The following is a 14534-nucleotide window of genomic DNA, read 5'->3' on the forward strand; positions in this document are numbered from 1 at the left end:
GCCGCCGCTACTGCCAATTTACAAGGCTTTCAGCCGCCTAATCCTGATGCGGCCCAACCATCAAACAATTCATATCCTTGGGGGGAGCCGTGTCTCGTATCGGGTCGCCGCTGCGTCGGTCTCTATTGCTGAGCGTGCCCGCCTGGGCCGCATTGCTCAGTGGTGCCAGGGCCGATTGCACGCCAACCGTTCCAGCGAATGGCCAGACGGTGAACTGCACCGGCTCGTCCGCAGCCTTCATCGCTCCGACCGGCGTCAGTGGACTGACGGTGAACGTGCAGAGCGGCGCGTCGGTCGCTTCGACCCAGACGAGCGCCGGCACGAATCCAAGCTTCACCAATGTCCGCGTGAACGGGACGAGCACCGTCAACAATGCGGGCACGATCTCGAACACGGCGCCGTTGAATCGGGACAATTTCGGCGTCAACCTCGCCGGCGACCGCTCGACCCTCAACAACAGCGGCACGATCACGCTGACAGCGCCGGCAGGCAACACGACGACGCGGATCTACGGCGCCTATTCGAGCGCGCCGAACGGGTCGCAATACGCCAGCACGACGGTCAACAACAGCGGCACGATCAGCGTGACGCAGAACGGCAACGGTATCGCCCGGGGCATCTACTCGGGTGAGAACACCACGCTGTTCACCATCACCAATACAGGCCTGATCCAGGCGACCCGCGGGACGAGCGCCACCGCGACGACCTCCGTCGTGGCCGGCATCGATTCCGACGACGACACCGACCGTCTGGTCGTGAATAACGGCGTGGGCGGCCGCATCGCCGCGACCGGCACGAATACGCGCGCGGTCAACGGGCGGGCGGCGCAGTTCGAGATCAACAACAGCGGGACGATCGAGAACACCACGGCCGGCGAGGCCGCGATTGCCACCTTCGCGCTCAATGCGGGCAATGCCGGCGACGCAACGACGGTGCGGGCCTACAACACCGTAATCAACAATACAGCCACCGGCGTCATCAACGGCGATGTGCGCAACACCGATCAGGATCTTCAGACCGCCACGACCGCCGTCAACCTGCGCCGCACCGGCACTCTCAACAATGCCGGCACCATCAACGGCAACGTCGTCTTCGGCGGCGGCAGCCAGACAGTGAACAATACGGGCCGGATCAGCGGAAACATCAGCTTCCTGGACGTCGCCGGCACCGTCAACACGGTGAATCTCGGCACCGGTTCCAGCATCGGCGGCAACATCTCGGCGCGCGGGCTCGGCACCAACGCCCTCAACCTCTCCGGCACCGGCACCCTCACCGGCACGCTCAGCGGCTTCACCAGCCTGACCGAGACCGCGGGCGCCTGGACGCTGGGCTCCGGATCGACCCAGACCCTGTCGGGCAACCTCACCGTCGCCGGTGGGACCCTGACCCTGGCAGCGGGATCGACCCAGAATGTCGGCGGCGTGATCCAGGTCACCGGGGCCGGCGCACAGCTCGTCGTCAACAACACATTGACGAACAAGACCGTCAATCTCTCAGGGTCCAACACCACCGTCGTCAACAACGGCACGCTCACTGGCACCGGCTCGGCCGGCCGCGCCAACACCGCAGCAACCCGCGTCTACGGCGTGCTCGCCAATTCCACCGGCGCCGACTTCCAGAACGTCCGGGTGATCAACAACGGCACCATCGCCGTAACCGAGAACGGCATCGGCATCTCGCGCGGCATCTATGCGGGCGAGAACATCGCCTCGATGACGGTGAGCAATACCGGCCTCATCTCCGCGACGCGCTCGACCACGAGCACCGGCACTGCGGCGGTCGCCGCCATCGATTCGGATGACGACGTCGCGGCGCTCACCGTGATCAACCGCGCCGGCGGCGGCATCACCGGTACGGGAACCGGCGTGCGGGCGATCCAGGGGCGGGCGCAGAGCTTCACCATTCTCAACGAGGGCACGATCACCGGCCCCGCCGGTGGCCAGGCGATCGTGGTCTACGGGGCCGGCAACGCCACGCTTACCAATGCCGCCAGCGGCATCATCACGGGCGACGTGCGCTTCACGGATACCGACCCGCAGAATGCGACCACGGCGAACCGCCGCAACAGCACCACAACCAATGCGGGCCGCATCGCTGGCAACGTGCTCTACGGCATGGGCAACCACACCCTGACCAATACCGGCACGATCACGGGGGGCATCACCTTCTCGGACGTGGCGGCGAGTCGCAACACGGTCAATCTCGGCACCGGGTCGGCGATCGGGGGAGCCATCACGGCCACCGGGCGCGGCACCAATGCCCTCACTCTCTCGGGCACCGGGACGCTCGCGAGCAACGTCGTCGGCTTCACGACTCTGCGCGAGACGGATGGCGCCTGGACGCTGGCCGCCGGAACCAGCCAAAGCTTCTCCGGCGGCGCCACCGTCGCTGGCGGTAGCCTGACGGTGAATTCGGTGCTCACCGCGAACACCGCGGTGAGTGCCGAGGCTTCGATCAGCGGCACCGGCCGCATCGTCGGGAGCCTCGCCAATGCCGGCACCGTGGCGCCCGGCAGCGCTGGCGCCCCTTACGGGACCCTGACGGTGGCGGGCAACTACACGCAGCAGCCGGGCGGGACCCTGCTCACCGCCGCCGCGGCGGACGGCAGCAACGCGCGGCTCGCGGTGACGGGCAACGCCCAGCTCGCCGGCACGGCGAACCTCCAGCTCGCCGGGAGCTACCTCGTTCCGGGCACGCGCTACACGGTGGTCACAGCAGGCGGCGGCGTGAGCGGCGGTTTCTCGGCGGTGACGACGAGCCCGCTGCCGACCCTGATCGCGGCCACCGCCTCGACGGATGCCAACAACGCCTACGTCACGCTCACCCAGCAGAGCTTCGCCCTGGTCGGCCAGACTGCGAACCAGCGCAGCGCCGCCCGCGGCCTCGATGCGGCGCTCGCCGGCAACAATGCCGCGCTCGCGGTCATCGACAACCGCAGCGACGCCGCCAACGCAGCCCTGCTCGACCGCGTGGCGGGCCAGGCCTACGCCTCGCTCGCCGATCCGCAGCTGCGCTCGGGCCGCGCCTTCGGCAGCCAGTTGATGGCGCGTGCCTACGCGGCGGGCCAGGAGACGGGCCCGACGAGCTTCACTCTGCCACCCGCCGTCTACGCCGCCGACCTGCCGAACCGCGGGCCGGTGCCGGAGCCGAAGCAGATCGTGACCAACCGCGGCTACGGCCTCTGGGCCACCGGCTACGGACAGTTCGGCAGCGTCGACGGCACCGCCAACGCGGCCGGCCGCAGCGAGACGGTCGCCGGACTTGCCACGGGCATCGACTTCCATCCCCAGGTCGGCACCGTGCTCGGCATCGCGGCCGGCTACGGCTCGGTCGATGTCAGCCTCAACCGGACCGGCGAGCGCGCCCACACCGACAATGCCCAGGTCGGCGTCTATGGCGGGTTCACCGACGGGGCGCTCTACGCCAACGCGGCGCTCGGCTATGCCCGCGCCGATGGCCGGGTCACGCGCAGCATCGGCCTGCCCGCACTGCAGCCCGGCGGAACGCGCGGTGCGGTCGGCGGCGACCAGTTCATCTCCGCGGCTGAACTCGGATACCGTGTGACGGTGGCGCCCGGCGCCCTGCTCGCGCCCTTCGTCGGCTTCCAGGTCAACACCTTCGATCAGGACCGCGTGCGGGAAACCGGGGTCGGCCCCTTCGACCTGACCGTCGCCGCCAAGAGCTTCCTGTCGGCCCGCGCCCTCGTCGGCGGCCGCCTGGAAACGGTGACGACCGTCTTCGGCGGCCGTCCGGTGTCCTTGTGGGTGAAGGCGGCCTATGTGCACGACTTCGCCGACGTGAGCCGCACGATCAGCGAGACCTTCGCGCTCGCGCCCACGGTGCCCTTCCTGATCGGTGGACGGCGACTGTCCCGCGACCGCGCCCTCGTCGGGGCCGGCCTCGGCATGGAACTCGCTCCGGGGCTGACCGGCTTCGTCAGCTACGACGCGGAGCTCGCCTCGACTGACACGATCCAGGCGGTGCGCGGCGGTTTGCGCTACGCTTTCTGATGACCGGGCGGCGGGGTGACGCCAGTCGCCCCGCCGTTCCAAAGCCAGGTTTTTTTATGTTCGCCCAGCTCTTTCGACGCCGGACGTCCCCCGCCTCGCCGCTGGATAGGCCGTCGCCCGCGACGCGAGGTTATGCCGTTTGCACGCTGCCCCGCTCGGGCAGCAACGTCTTCTGCGATCTTCTCGGCAGCACCGGCTCGCTCGGACGGCCGCGCGAGTACTTCAACGGCGCGGCCCGGCGCACCTATGACGATCCCACCTATCCCGACGATCCGCAGGCGCAGATCGGCCGCATCCTGACCATGGGCGCGACGCCGAACGGGATCTATGCCCTGAAGGTCTTTCCCGGCCTGCACGACCTCGTCGCGCCGCACCTGCGCTGGATGGAGGTTCTGCCGAACCTCAGCTTCATCCGCTTCCGGCGCGGGGACGTCCTCGGGCAGGCGGTCTCCTGGGTGCGGGCAAACCAGACGCAGCAATTTCGCAGTTCCGATCCTCGCAAGGGCGAACTGTCCTACGATGCCGACGCAATCGGCCTGCGGCTCCGGCAGATCTGCCAGCGCAACGCGCGCTGGGACATGTTCTTCGCCCGCACGGGGCTGCCGGCGCTCGACGTGACCTATGAGGATTTCCTGGCGGACCCGGACCGCGAGGTCGGACGTGTCGCGGCGTTCATCGGCATCGCGGAATGGGGCCGGGTCGATCTCGACGGCTCGCATTTCCGGAGACAGCGCGACGAATCGAGTGCCGCCTGGTGCGACCGCTTCCGGGCCGAGCGCGGCGATCCGAACCAGATCGATCCCTTCCTGGATCCGGTGTGAGGCGCCAGCCATGCGGTTGATCGCACGTCTGCTGTCGCGTGGGACCCAACCCGCGAGCCAGCCCACCACGGAGCGCGACGCCCCGGCCACCCGCGGCTACGCCGTCTGCGGTGCGCCCCGCTCGGGCAGCAACTATTTCTGCGAGGTCCTGAGCAGCACCGGCGTCCTCGGGCACCCGCGCGAGTATTTCAATGGGGCTGTGCGGCGGCAGCGGGACGATCCCACCTATCCCGACGATCCGCAGGCGCAGATCGGCCGCATCCTGACCATGGGCGCGACGCCGAACGGTGTCTACGCGCTGAAACTCTTCCCGGGTCTGTTCGACACCGTCGCACCGCATCTCAAGCTCACCGAGGCTTTGCCGAACCTCACCTTCGTGCGGCTGCGCCGAGATGACGTTCTGGGTCAGGCGATCTCCTGGGTTCGCTCGATCCAGTCCCGGCAGTTCCGCTCGACCGAGGCGGCGCAGGGCGAGATCCGATACGACGCCGAGACGATCCGCCTCTATGTCGGACAGGTCTGCCAGCGCAACGCGCGCTGGGACATGTTCTTCGCCCGCACCGGCATCGCACCCCTGACGATCACCTACGAGGATCTGGCGAGCGACCCGCAGCAGGCCGTCGGCCGGGTCGCCGACGCCCTCGGCATCTCGCCGCGCCCCCGCATTGCCTCGGAGCGCGTGCATTTGCGGGTCCAGCGGGACAACGAGAGCCGGGCTTGGCGCGAGCGCTTCATCGCCGAATGCGGCGACCGGAACTACATCGACAGCGCCGATCTGCTCGCACGCACGCTCTGAGGGTATCGCCCTCAGTTCATGGATCTCCGGCGCTCCTGCACCTGTCGTCGGGCGATCCTGCGTCCGGCTCCGAGCAGCAGTGCATCCGCCAGCCGCCCGAGATCTCCATCCGGCAACTCGTCAATCGCGTCGCGATGGCGAGCTCAGCCAGGCGGCCCAGGCGGCAGGCGCGTCTCACTCCTCGAACGGAACGCGGCGACGCTGGACCTGCCAACCGCGGCGTTGCACGGCCTGTCACCTGTCGCTGGCGGCGAGATCGGGTGTCCCGGCGGGCCGAAGGACGCGTCCCATCATCAGTGGCTGGAACTGGTTCGGGCGTTCTGCGCATCGGCGACCCGGACGCGCGGCAGCGATTTCTGATCTTGGTGCAGAACACGAGCCGAGCGGCCCGAAGGCGCTCTGCGCCAGTCCAGCTTCTTTCGGGATCCATGTCGTATGACTGCGACAGACAAAAGCCCCGGCTGATCGGCCAGGGCATTCTGTGTTCGACGCTGGGGCGCGGCCTCGACGTGCCAGGTTCGCTCTCGTGGAACCGGCAACTCGATCCCAGGATATGCTTCAGCGAGCAGACGTCGCAGCCTCGGCAACGATGCGCTGCCGGGCCGGCGCCGGCGCGGTCAGGACGGGAACCGTCGTCAGCTCCGAGGCGGGGCGCACGGCCGCGGTGGTGCGGGCCTGCTCGCGATAGAGCGGGGGCGTCAGGTGGATGCGGTCGTCCGCGGTCGCGGTGCCGAGCGTCGCACCCGAGATGAGAGCGGCGAGGGTGAGAAGCTGGATGGTGCGCATCAATCGTCTCCTGTTTGATGGGGTGGCAACCCGATCGATACGCATAATCAACCACGATTTTGTGCGCTGCGGTTTGCAAATTCCGCAACGCAACATAATACCCATCTCGACGCATCCACCGTTATACTGCACCTGCGCTGAGTGCACTCAGATCTCTCTGAAGCTCTGAGCTATGCGCTGAGCGTCTGAGTAGAAATTCTTTCGGAGTATGAAAATTTTTTTGCAGCGCACAATCATGCCGAATGATTGAGTGGCCGGCAGGATCGGCGGAAGAAAGCTGCAGCCTGCCTTCGTCGCAATGCGTCCCTGGCCGCTCAAGCCGGCTTAACGGCCTATTCTGCGCATCCGGATAGGCCCTCGGTGCCTCGACGTTGGGCCGTCCGTGTCACTCGCCGCATGCCCCGCTGCCCGTCCCGCCAAGGCAGGCGCTGCCGTGCCATCCGGATTGCGAGCCGGTCCCTATCCCCGAACTGGTCGCCGAGGCGGCGACATTCGCGCCGATCCAGTCGCCGTCGCTGGTCCCGGTCGGTTTGCAGGCGCGCGCCAGCATCCGTTCCTGCCGCCGCCACAGCCAGAGGCGGAGCTTGTGAACCCACTCGTACATGGCCGACCTCCATGGGCTCGCCTGGAGGTATTCTGCGTCGCGCTGAAACGCTGCTCAACCAAGGCTGCTCACCGGACGCGATGCGACTTCGCCAGCGGGTATCGATCGAATGATGCAATTAGCGCGGGAAATCATTTAACGGCCGCCCGGTAGAGTCCCGCCATCTTCGGGATGGATCGGCACGCCATGTCGCGCGGTGAGAAAACCGACCTCGGCCACCTCGCGCTGCATAACCGGGCTGCGGCGAGGCTCCTCAATGTTCGCGGCGTCCTGCAGGGGGTGACCGGGCCGAAGGCGGCGGATTCCGCTCAATCCGGCACGGCGCGCAAGGCGAGGAAGGACCGACCGATCCTGCTGATCGCCGTGCAGATGCTGGTCGTGGCCGGCTGCCTCGTCGCGACGGACCGGCTCGCGCTCGACGGCAAACTCGCCGCCACGCTCGGCGACCAGATGCAGGTCGTGACCGCCCATATGCGGATGATGTGGCAGCGATTGCCTCTCAGCGTCTGGACCTCATAGGGCTGTCAGCGCCGGCCCCGCCAACCGATCGGGGGCACCACGTCGTGTCCCTCGCCGCCCCTCGCGCGCCAAGCGGGGATCCGGGTCAGTCCAACAATGCTCCAAGTCACCGTCACTTCCATGACCATCAAGCTGTGGCTGAGAGACCGCGTTCTGGCGATCGGCACCGTGACGGCGGCATCGATCTTCCTGTTCGCGCCGATCGACGCGCTTCCGCCCGTAGGACAGCTTCTCATCGCCCTGACATGCGGTGGCGCCGCGATGCTGCTTCTGCGTCGGGCGTCGGACGGCGCCTGAGCCCGCGCCTCCGGGAGGGAAACCGGTCCTGCGATCAGAGAGAGGGTGTTCGGCAACGGCTTCAGGCGTTGACGGGCACCGGATCCGCGCAACGGACTTCGTCTGCGCGCGCCCTCACCATTTGGTCGCACCCTGTAACACAAGGTTGCAACGATGATGCAAGGTATCATTAACCTGCTCAAATGGATGGTGGAATCAACTTAGACGCGCCGCCAGATCAGTCTGCTCTGGAGAGATTGAATGCAAACCGATTTCGACTCTATGGCCGATGCCTGTATCGATGCGGCCTATCTTGTATTCACTCACGGAACCCCGGCGATGCAGGTGGCCATGCGGGCCGTCCTCCGGGAGATCAAGACAGGCCGACATCCGAGAATCGGGTCGAGATCCATGGCGGAGCGGGATGATCGCCCCCACGCAAGGCCGCCCACCCCTGTGGCGATCGCGCAGAGCAGAAGCTGTGCGGCTACTTTTATGAGGACAGGCTACCCCACGACGCGTGAGGGTTGAGATACACCGCTACGCTTCGGCAGGGTGCCGCCAAGCCGCTCACCCTGTCCGGATCTCACTCAGAGGCCAGACCCAGGATGGCGCCGAGCGGCACGGCCAGCGAGGCGCCCACGAAAATCCCATCCCTGGCCCGGCGCGCGGTGTAGGGCTCGTAGAACGTGTCGGCATTGACGACGTATTGCAGCACCGGCTCGAACCCGATGCCCTGGCCCAGCTCGAACCGGGCATTGGCCTCGAAGACGAGCTTGTCGCGGGCGTAAGCCTGCCCGCTCCCACCCGAGACGCGGTTGGCCTCGCCCAGGAACGTGGCGAAGGCCGGGCTCAGGCGCTGCCAGTTCAGCTTGAGCCCGTAGGTATCGTTGGGGCGGTCGCGGTCGGGGCCAGAGAGAAGCAGGCCCGCGAAGCTATTGAAGCGAACCGGGACCGTCGCATCGAAGGCGTAGCCAGTCCCCGAATAGAGCGTGAGGGCCGTCGGGGTCAGGTTGTCGGCCTCCCGCCCACCATCGGCACGCCATACCGTCTGGCTCGTCGTCACAACCACACCCGAGGTGCCGGACTTTCTCGACGCGGCCCCCTGGCGATCGATGTCCTCATCCGTGAGGCCTGCGACGGTCCGGCGAATGTCGTCGTGCGCAGCGGTATTCACGAACGCGGTGAGCGAAATCCGCCCCGGATAGGGGCTTGTGGCGTAGCTGGTCTGGACGCCGATCTCCGTCATGACGACCGCGCCGGCGATCCGCTCGGAGCCCCAGTCGTAGCCCGTGTAGCGGTTGGCATTCGGATTGACGCTGAACGCGCCGGCCTGGACATAGGCCGACGGCGAGATCTTGTAGGCCGCGTTTGCGCCCCAGACGGCGTAGAGGCTCGAACTCCAGCCCGCATTGAGGGCGAGCAGGCTCTGGTAGCAGGCATTGATCGTGCCGCAGGGGGGCAGCGCGTAGTAGCGATCGGGGTGCGTCCGGCCGATTTCCAGCACCAGTTGGTCATCGAGGAGTGTCTGCTGATAGGTCAGCAGCGACAGCCGGGTCGGAGTCGGATTGTAGGGCGAAAGGTAGCCGGCGACGCTGTCGCCGACGGTGTCGGCCATACGGAGGTTGCGCACCAGCCCGAAGACACTCTGGGTCAGATTGATCGAGCCGCCCGCAAGGCCGGCGAGCCGCTCCAGATCCGCATTGAGGCTCAGCACAAGGTAGCCGGCATGTGCCTGCCGGCCCGGATCGAGCCCGAGGGTCGGGTTGGCGGTGTAGAAGCTGTAGGCGTTGATGTCGAAGGTCAGCCCTCGCGCCGCACTCTCCGTCGCCCAGGCGGCGAGTGGACCGCTGCGGGCCGAATCCTCCGAACGCCGGGCGATCCGCGGATCGGTCCCCGGCTGGGTCGTGGCGAGCAGATCGCCCACCGCTGAGGCGATCTGGGCATGAGCCGCCGCAGGTCCGAGCGCGAGGCAAGCGACAGGGAGCGCGATCCGGAAGGCCATCGCGGCCCGCCGCGCGGACGGACCCCGCCCCAGCGCAGGCCGTCCGATCGGCTGGAGGCGCCGGCCCCGATAGACCATCCACAGACAATCCATGATGGCCGGACGACGCCGTCGCAGGGAGCCGAGCCTGGCGCTGGCATCGCATGCGACGCCAGCGGGGATCCAGGTCCTGCCGAGCCCGGTCACGCGGCCAGCTTCGCCGGCATCAGGCGGGCAGGGGCGCCGACCCACTCTGTGCTGGCGGGGATCGCCTCGCCCTTCATGACGATGGTGAGCGGCCCGAGCCGCGCGAAATCGCCGATCCGCGTGTCGTACAGAACGGTCGTCAGCGCGCCGACGCTGACGCCGCGCCCGATCTCGATCGGACCGACCTTCATCACCCGATCCTCGAACAGGTGGGTCTGCAGGTTCGCCGTGGCGTTGACGGCGGCGAAGTCGCCGATGCGGACGCAGTCGAACTCGGTGATGTCGGTGCTGTCGAGGTAGACGCCGCGGCCGATCCTGACGCCGAACAGGCGCAGGACCGCCGGCAGGAGCGGGGTGCCGCGCAGACTCTCGAGCAGCATCACGCCCGCCGTGCCCCAGTAGAGCGTGGTCATCGCCTCGCTCCGCAGGGCCCACCAGGACCACAGGCCGCGGTTGCCAGGACGGTAGACGCCCATCATCAGCCATTTCAGGGCGAGCACGGTGCCTGCCAGCACCATGGCGCAAACGGATCCGGTGGCGATGAACAGGGCCAGGAACAGGGCTGTGCTGTCCTGCTCCAGCGCCGGGAACAGCACGTATTCCGCTGCGTAGGTGCCCACCGTGATGAACATCATCGTTGGCATCGAGGCGCTGAACAGCTCGAACACGGCCCGCAGCAGGCGGCGCCCGGCGGAGGGCCGGAAGGTCATGGCTGTGGCCGCATCGTCGAAGCGCTGGCGCACCGGAAGGCGCATCGGCGGGCTGCCGAAGCGGATCTCGCCGGGCTCCAGGGCGACGTCGGCCGGCGGCTTCGACTTGATGCCGATCAGGCACCCGTCGGGGATCACGGAGCCGGGCGGCAGCACCGAGTCGTTCCCGAGGAACACCTGCGAGCCGGTGCGGACCTTGCGGACGGTCATCCAGCCCCGGCGGATATCCTCGTCGCCGGCCACCACCTCGTCGGCGACGAAGCACTGGTCGCCGATTTCGATCATGTCGAAGCGGCCGGAGAAGTTGGTCGCCACCTCGGTGTCCCGGCCGATCCGGGCGCCCATCAGGCGGTACCAGTGGCGCATGTAGAGGGTGGAGAACAGCGAGCTCAGCGTGTCGAGCATCACGTCGCAAGCCAGGCCCACCGTCCACTTGCGCAGGTAGAGGCCGGAATGGATCGAGTAGGTGCCCTCCTGAACACGCGGCAGCACGGTCCAGCGGATCGCCGTCACCAGCAGCACGGTGCCGAACACCAGGATCATGGCGGTCGGCCAGGTGAGGACCGGCAGGAACCAGTGGTAATCGATGCCGACCATCGCCTGCAGCGCGGTGTCGTAGCGGTCGAACAGGTAGAAGGCGGGGAAGACCGGCAGCAGTGCCAGCGCCGGCATCAGCAGGATCATCAGCGCGAAGTAGGCGGTGCGGGCGGCCCGCACCGCTCGGGCCGGCTCCGGCGCGGGAGCCGGCCAGGTGGCGGTGTCGACCGAGCCGACCCGGCGGCCGGGAGAGCCGTCCCAATGCTCGAAGGCGGGAACCTGCGTCCCCGGCAGGATCGCCGTGAGGTCGGCCAGTTCCGCGCCCTCGCCGATCGTCACATCGTGGCCGATGGCGCAGGACGTGCCGATATAGGCCGCGCTTTCGATCACGACCGGGCCGATGACGAGTTCGTTGCCGACGACCTCGGCATTGGCGATGCTGAGCTTGGCGCCGAGGGTGACGTCGTCGCCGAGGGTGACGAGGTCGATCGCCCCGGCCTCCAGGCCACTAACGACGCTGCGGCGCCCGACCCGCGCCCCGAGCGCCCGCATCGTCGCGGCAGCAAGCGGCGTGCCCTGCAGCAGCGCGAGATGGCTGAGCCCGACGCATTGCTTGGCGAGCCACCAGCGGAAGAAATAGGTGCCCCAGAGCGGATAGCGGCCGGGCTTGGCCCGCCACAACACCGCGCGCTTGAGCAGGATCGCCGCCGCCGACACGCCGAAGGTGACGAAGGCGTAGACGCCGAGCAGCAGCAGCACCTCGTGGGCCTGGATCACCTCGTCGGTGGTGATCAGCTCGTAGACGATGAAGATCGTCAGCCAGGGCCCGGTGCGCCCGAGCAGCAGGAACGGCAGGCAGGCCGCCTGCGCCAGGCCGCACAGGATCCGCCGCATCCGCGGCGGCGGCACGAAGGCGAGGTCGGCCGGCCGGTCGCCGCCCGCCTCGGCGATCCGCTCGTCGAGTCGGGCGGCCATCGCCCGGAGCGAGCGCAGGCCGTAGACGTCCTCCAGGGTGAGGCTCGCCAGATGCGGGCTCTCGCGCACGGCGGCGAGGAAGCGCGCGGCCAGCAGCGAGTGCCCGCCGAGATCGTTGAAGAAATCCGCCTCGAACGCGAGGATCTGCCCCGGGAAGAGCGGCTGGGCGGCGGCCAGAAGCGCGGCCTCGGTGGCGCTGGCCGGCGCCTCCTGGGCCTCCGCCTCGTCGACGGCAGCGAGTGCGAAGGCCTTGAGCGCCTTGCGGTCGGTCTTGCCGGAGGTCAGCCGCGGCAGCACGGCCATCGCCTCGAAATGGGCCGGCACCATGTAGGGCGGGAGCTGCGCCTTGAGCGCGGCGCGCAGGGCTGCCCGGTCGAGGGGCGCGCCGGCCTCCGGCACCACGAAGGCGACCAGCCGATCGAGGCCGTTATCCTGCCGCAGGACCACGGCCGCCGCCGCGACGCCCGGACGATCGCACAGCCGCGCCTCGATCTCGCCGAGTTCGATGCGGAAGCCGCGCAGCTTGACCTGATCGTCGATGCGGCCGTGGAACAGGAGCCGGCCATCCGGATCGACGCTGACCGCGTCGCCCGAGCGGTACAGGACCGGATCGTCACCGTCTGAGGGGAACGGGTTGGCGATGAACTTCTCCGCCGTGAGGTCGGGCCGGCCGAGATAGCCGCCGGCGACGCCGGGGCCGCCGATCAGCAGTTCGCCCTCCTCGCCCGCGCCGACGAGTTCCATCCGCTCGTTGACGACGTAGCAGGTGTAGTTCGGGATCGGGCCGCCGATGGTGACCGGCGCCTCGGGCGTGACCGTGTCGACCGTGGCCACCACCGTCGCCTCGGTCGGGCCGTAGCTGTTGAACACGGTGCGGCCCGGCCGGCACCAGCGCTGCCGCACGGTGGGCGGGCAGGCCTCGCCGCCGAGAATGATGATCCGCAGCGACGGCACGTCCTCCGGCATCATCGCCAGCAGGGTCGGGACGGTGTCGAGCACGGTGATGCCGGCCGCGCGCATGACGCGGGGGAGGGCGTCGACCTCGCCGAGGGTCGCGGGCGAGGCGACCCAGAGGGTGGCGCCAACCAGATAGGGGATGAAAATCTCTTCCAGAGAGAGATCAAAGGCCACCGAGGCGCCCTGAAAGCACACATCGTCGCCGGTCATGCCGTAGACCGCGTTGGCGGCGCGCAGATAGTGGCAGATGTTGGCGTGGCTGATGACGATGCCCTTGGGCTTGCCCGTCGAGCCAGAGGTGTAGATCGCGTAAGCGGGATGAGCCGGGGTGAGGCCCACCGCGCGCGGATCGATCGGGGGCTTGTCTGCCCCATCGACCGCGAGCGTCGCGAACGCGACCGCCTTCCCGGCCAGGGCACCGTCGAGGCGCGAGGCCGTGACGGCATCGGTCACCACGAGATCGGCGGCGCAGTCGGCCAGACACTCGCCGATCCGCTCGGACGGCGCCTCGGCGTCGAACGGGATGTAGGCGGCCCCGCTTTTGAGGATGGCGAGGAGCGCGACGTGGAGATCGAGGGAACGCGTCATCCAGAGGCCGACGAACCGGCCCGGGCCAGCGCCCCGTGCACGCAGGGCCCGCGCGACCCGGTCGGAGCGCGCCTCCAGCTCGGCGTAGCTGCAGCGGCTCTCGCCGAAGACGATGGCGGTGTGGTCAGGCCGGGCTCGGGCGGACGCTGCAACGAGCTCCGGCAGGACCTCATCCCGCAGAATGGAGGGATCCTTTCGGCCCCGCAGGACGCCCCGGTAGATCAGTGAGGGACGCATATTCATGGGAAGCGAACCGCCTACGAGTGCCGTATGGCGGACGCTTGTAGCGGCCACTCGTTGAACGATTGCTAGCGGCGTCGTGCGCTTTGCAGGATTCGGCAGCACGAAGACGCGCGCTGGCAGCGCCTCTCACAAGAGGCGCGTGGCGCCCTCGTGTTCCGATGCACGAGCGCCCTGCAATTACGAATGGTCCGAGGGCACGGACTCTCCACGCACATCCACGGCCGATATGAGCCGAGGGCGAGCAGTCTTCAGCCCGGCGTGGACAGGAAGGCCGCGAATATGTGCGAGGATCGAGAAGATTGGTGGAGCTAAGCGGGATCGAACCGCTGACCTCCTGCATGCCATGCAGGCGCTCTCCCAGCTGAGCTATAGCCCCGATCTTGGACTGGGCGTCTGCGAGATCGTGTCGAGGGGCTGTGTGATTGCGTTGGGCAGGCCTGGCGGCGACCGACTCTCCCGTGTCTTGAGACACAGTACCATGGGCGCTGGTGCGTTTAACGGCCGAGTTCGAGATGGGATCG

General features: G+C 68.2%; 9 protein-coding genes, 1 tRNA gene and 1 rRNA gene. 5 read left to right on the forward strand and 6 right to left on the reverse strand.

What is annotated here, in order from left to right; all coding sequences use genetic code 11:
* The first annotated feature begins 209 nt into the window (after positions 1-209).
* The 3 genes from MET9862_RS11250 to MET9862_RS11260 are packed head-to-tail and all read left to right on the forward strand — an operon-like array spanning position 210 to position 5627.
* The gene (locus tag MET9862_RS11250; protein WP_142583046.1) at positions 210-4010 is read left to right on the forward strand and encodes an autotransporter outer membrane beta-barrel domain-containing protein; all 3801 of its coding nucleotides are present in this window, start codon (positions 210-212) and stop codon (positions 4008-4010) included.
* 56 nt (positions 4011-4066) lie between these two features.
* The gene (locus MET9862_RS11255) at positions 4067-4831 is read left to right on the forward strand and encodes a Stf0 family sulfotransferase (protein ID WP_185156828.1); all 765 of its coding nucleotides are present in this window, start codon (positions 4067-4069) and stop codon (positions 4829-4831) included.
* Between the two features lie 10 nt (positions 4832-4841).
* Positions 4842-5627, forward strand: a complete 786-nt coding sequence (locus tag MET9862_RS11260) for a Stf0 family sulfotransferase (RefSeq protein ID WP_142583048.1) — start codon at positions 4842-4844, stop codon at positions 5625-5627.
* Between the two features lie 558 nt (positions 5628-6185).
* On the opposite strand, the gene MET9862_RS11265 is transcribed toward MET9862_RS11260, so the two are convergent.
* Complete coding sequence (locus MET9862_RS11265) at positions 6186-6413, reverse strand: hypothetical protein (RefSeq protein WP_142583049.1); 228 nt, start codon at positions 6411-6413, stop codon at positions 6186-6188.
* Positions 6414-6798: 385 nt separating this feature from the next.
* Positions 6799-7017, reverse strand: a complete 219-nt coding sequence (locus MET9862_RS11270; protein ID WP_142583050.1) for a hypothetical protein — start codon at positions 7015-7017, stop codon at positions 6799-6801.
* Positions 7018-7188: 171 nt separating this feature from the next.
* On the opposite strand from MET9862_RS11270, the gene MET9862_RS11275 reads away from it, so the two are divergent.
* On the forward strand, positions 7189-7536 hold the full coding sequence (locus MET9862_RS11275; RefSeq protein ID WP_142583051.1) for a hypothetical protein: 348 nt from the start codon (positions 7189-7191) through the stop codon (positions 7534-7536).
* Positions 7537-7656: 120 nt separating this feature from the next.
* Positions 7657-7833, forward strand: coding sequence for a hypothetical protein (locus MET9862_RS29315; protein WP_185156829.1), 177 nt, complete (start codon positions 7657-7659; stop codon positions 7831-7833).
* Positions 7834-8398: 565 nt separating this feature from the next.
* On the opposite strand, the gene MET9862_RS11280 is transcribed toward MET9862_RS29315, so the two are convergent.
* The 4 genes from MET9862_RS11280 to rrf form a co-directional block, all read right to left on the reverse strand.
* Positions 8399-9817, reverse strand: coding sequence for a carbohydrate porin (locus MET9862_RS11280; RefSeq protein ID WP_142583052.1), 1419 nt, complete (start codon positions 9815-9817; stop codon positions 8399-8401).
* A 182-nt stretch (positions 9818-9999) separates the two neighbouring features.
* The gene (locus MET9862_RS11285; RefSeq protein ID WP_210248098.1) at positions 10000-14013 is read right to left on the reverse strand and encodes a Pls/PosA family non-ribosomal peptide synthetase; all 4014 of its coding nucleotides are present in this window, start codon (positions 14011-14013) and stop codon (positions 10000-10002) included.
* A gap of 300 nt (positions 14014-14313) precedes the next feature.
* A tRNA-Ala gene (locus tag MET9862_RS11290) sits at positions 14314-14389 on the reverse strand.
* Between the two features lie 59 nt (positions 14390-14448).
* Positions 14449-14534 (reverse strand): 5S ribosomal RNA (gene rrf / locus MET9862_RS11295); the annotation flags it as partial.

This window comes from Methylobacterium symbioticum (assembly GCF_902141845.1).
Taxonomy (GTDB): domain Bacteria; phylum Pseudomonadota; class Alphaproteobacteria; order Rhizobiales; family Beijerinckiaceae; genus Methylobacterium; species Methylobacterium symbioticum.